Annotated in this window: 4 protein-coding genes; 2 read left to right on the top strand and 2 right to left on the bottom strand. The window is 41.7% G+C overall.

Features of this window, described 5'->3' with window-relative positions:
- Window positions 1–24: 24 nt before the first annotated feature.
- Window positions 25–342 (bottom strand): plasmid stabilization protein, encoded by a 318-nt coding sequence (locus tag DFR47_RS21375; protein ID WP_113946531.1) that lies wholly within the window; start codon window positions 340–342, stop codon window positions 25–27.
- A gap of 254 nt (window positions 343–596) precedes the next feature.
- Between DFR47_RS21375 and DFR47_RS21370 the strand changes: the two genes are divergently transcribed.
- The gene (locus DFR47_RS21370) at window positions 597–959 is read left to right on the top strand and encodes a low affinity iron permease family protein (RefSeq protein ID WP_113946529.1); all 363 of its coding nucleotides are present in this window, start codon (window positions 597–599) and stop codon (window positions 957–959) included.
- 81 nt (window positions 960–1,040) lie between these two features.
- On the top strand, window positions 1,041–1,676 hold the full coding sequence (locus DFR47_RS21365) for a PRC-barrel domain-containing protein (protein WP_113946528.1): 636 nt from the start codon (window positions 1,041–1,043) through the stop codon (window positions 1,674–1,676).
- 262 nt (window positions 1,677–1,938) lie between these two features.
- On the opposite strand, the gene DFR47_RS21360 is transcribed toward DFR47_RS21365, so the two are convergent.
- Complete coding sequence (locus DFR47_RS21360) at window positions 1,939–2,901, bottom strand: SDR family oxidoreductase (protein WP_245416681.1); 963 nt, start codon at window positions 2,899–2,901, stop codon at window positions 1,939–1,941.
- Between the last annotated feature and the right edge of the window lie 190 nt (window positions 2,902–3,091).

Below are 3,091 nucleotides of genomic sequence, written 5' to 3'. Positions count from 1 at the left end.
CTCCATGCCTTTAAAGGATCGCCACTAGCCATTTGCTTTCTCCTTATTACGTTTGCGTGTTGCTGCAGCTTTTTTGGCGGATTCCGAACGCTGTTCAGGAGTACGAGAAGCCGAAGAAGCTCCACCTTTTTTACCGCCCTCATGCGAGGCTGGATGTCCAGTTGCCTTGCCGCGTCCAGATCCACCCGGCTTTTTCCCTCCACCATCATCTTTATTCACGGTGGCCCAAGCACGACCTTCAGCCTCTTTCTCTGAGATCCCTTTTTTCTCGTAACCTTCCGCGATGTGCTCAGCTTTACGTTTTTGCTTATCTGTATATTTTGTCTTTTCTCCACGGGGCATAGCATCCTCCACAATAGAGCGCATTTCTCAAAGAAAAATTTTACTAACTTAGTCCTTTAACGAATAAATAGGATAAGTGGTTCCATATGAAGAGTTGAGTATAAATAGGTGTGATAGCTTAATTCTAATTGGAAGCGTCTGCGGATCTGTCATACAATTAAGTGCCCCAAAACCCATATAAAATGCGCACGCATTCCTATAATTTTTGAACAAATTTTCATTTTGAACATTGTATCAAAAATGGAGAGATGAATATGGGTGCATTTTTCACAAAATTTAGCGAAGCTGTTTCAAATGCAGCAGGTCACTATCTTGCCTTTATTGCAGCAATTTTATTTATTATTATTTGGGCGATATCGGGTCCATTATTCAATTTTTCGGACACATGGCAACTCATTGTAAATACATCTACAACTATCGTTACCTTTCTCATGGTTTTTCTTATTCAAAATGCTCAAAATCGTGACTCCTGTGCTTTGCATACAAAACTAGATGAGCTTATCTCCATTTTGGAAGATGGTCGTGACAATGCAATTGGCGTAGAGCATCTTCCTTTATCTGAGCTGAAAAAAATACGTAATAAAATTGAGCAAGAATCTGCACAACAATCAGATTAATACTATGAATATTCATTTTATTGGAACTAACTGTCATCTTATATGTTTGTATACGTAACATACGTAACAAAGGAGATAGTCATGTTTAGAACTACACTTCTGACGACGTCGTGTGCCTTATTTATTGGTAGTGCGGCATTTGCTCAGACAAGCGATACCACTACAGCTCCCAGTGCCACCACGGTGCAGCCTCCGCAAGCAGCAATTTCAACCCAAAACATGTTTGGTAACCCTCCGACCGATACCGCCACAGATGCTAACAAAATTGGTTTTATTGAACCCAAAACCGGGCAACTCTTAGTATCATCATTTATTGGTCAAACTGTTTATGAAAGTGACGCCAACGATGCAAAGTCAGTAGGTAAATTGAATGACTTAATTACAAGCTCTGAGGGAAAAATCGAAGCGGCCGTTATTGGTGTCGGCGGCTTCTTGGGTGTGGGTGAAAAGGATGTAGCGGTTAGCCCAGATCAACTTCAGTTAGCTAAGCGTAGCGATGGTAAAAAATGGTTGGTTATAAAAGCAACAAAAGAAGAGCTCACTGCAGCCCCAACATTTGATCGGGCACTCTTTTTTGATGACGGTGTAGCAGATCCTACTGCAGCAACCAAACAGGATAATCAGAACACCTCAGCGCCGAACTCCACCGCACCTGCGACACAACAAACTCAGCCGCCACCCGCTGCCACTCCAGAGACTCCAGCGCAGTCGAATTAAACGCAATCACGAACTTTTAATAGCTTGGCGTAAATTACGCCGAGCTATTTCTAACTATCATTAAGCCCCACGAGGAACCATAAAATGAAATATTTGTATTTTATTATAGCCTTAGTAGTGTTGGCGATTATAATATGGGTTTTTAATCCTATGAGCCAGAATACCCCAGGAACCCAAGAAGCGCCTCACTCATTGCAAACCGCCCCTGCTAATTAAGGAGTTTCACTCCCTTATAGAGGTGATGAAGCGTCTTTCATTAATTTTAATACCCTCCTATAACCGGTATTATCTCACCGGTTATATAACTCGAACATTGTTCGGAAGCTAAAAAAACATACACAGGTGCAAGTTCTTCGGGCTGTGCTGGTCGCTTCATAGGTGTGTCAGCTCCAAATTCAGCTACGTCTGAAGCCTCTTTATCTGCTGGATTTAATGAGGTCCAAACGGGGCCAGGGGCAACGGCATTAACACGTATACCATCAGGTAATAAATTTGCCGCCAATGCTCTTGTAAAAGCGTGTATACCTCCCTTTGTCATCGAATAATCAACTAGGTTCTTACTGCCCCGTAGACCCGTGACTGAGCCGGTATTTATAATTGCAGCACCACTTTTCAGACAAGGCAATGTAGCCGAAGTCATATGATAATACCCATAGAGGTTAGTTTTTACAGTTTCATCGAAGTTCTCTGGTGATAGTTTACGAAAATCCGAAACATGTAACTGAAAAGCTGCATTATTAATCAGTATGTCAATTTTGCCAAAAGCCTTAATTGTCTTGGAAACTGCATTATTACAAAATTTTAGATTTCGGACGTCTCCTTTAATTAACAAACACTTACGGCCCTCTTTTTCAATGAGCCTTTTTGTTAATTTAGCATCGGAGGTCTCTTCCAAATAAATAATAGCAATGTCAGCACCTTCTCGTGCAAACAAAACTGCCACAGAACGACCTATGCCAGAATCTCCACCCGTAATAATGGCGACTTTCTCTTCTAGTTTTTGGGAGCCTTTATAATATGGAGCGTCATACATAGGTTCCGGAGTGAGGAGAGCCTCTTTGCCGGGTTTAGAAATATGCTGTTTTGGAAATGGGGGAACTGGATATTTGCGAGCGCCCGTTTGTGCAGAATGAGAAATTTTAGTTTCGTCAGAAGCATAATCCACCTGCAGCTTGCGTTGTCTTTTTGCTGTCTCTTTCGCTTTCGATTTTATTTTCTGTGGCACTGCGCTATCCTTTTCAAAAGATTAAGTGAGGAATAGCCGGATGGGGTAGAAACTCGTCTGCCATTTCGTTGGCCACTTAGAGAAACCGAAAAAATCCAAGTGTTTTCCATTACCATCATGTTCGGTTGGCACAGCTATCACTCATAAAAGGAATGTTTGAAGGATTAATTTGTTCCAAAGTTGACAATAA

This window comes from Pseudochrobactrum asaccharolyticum, assembly GCF_003314995.1.
Lineage (GTDB): Bacteria > Pseudomonadota > Alphaproteobacteria > Rhizobiales > Rhizobiaceae > Pseudochrobactrum > Pseudochrobactrum asaccharolyticum.
The sequence above is the reverse complement of the archived record's forward strand: the minus strand, read 5'-3'. Positions and strand labels throughout refer to the sequence as shown.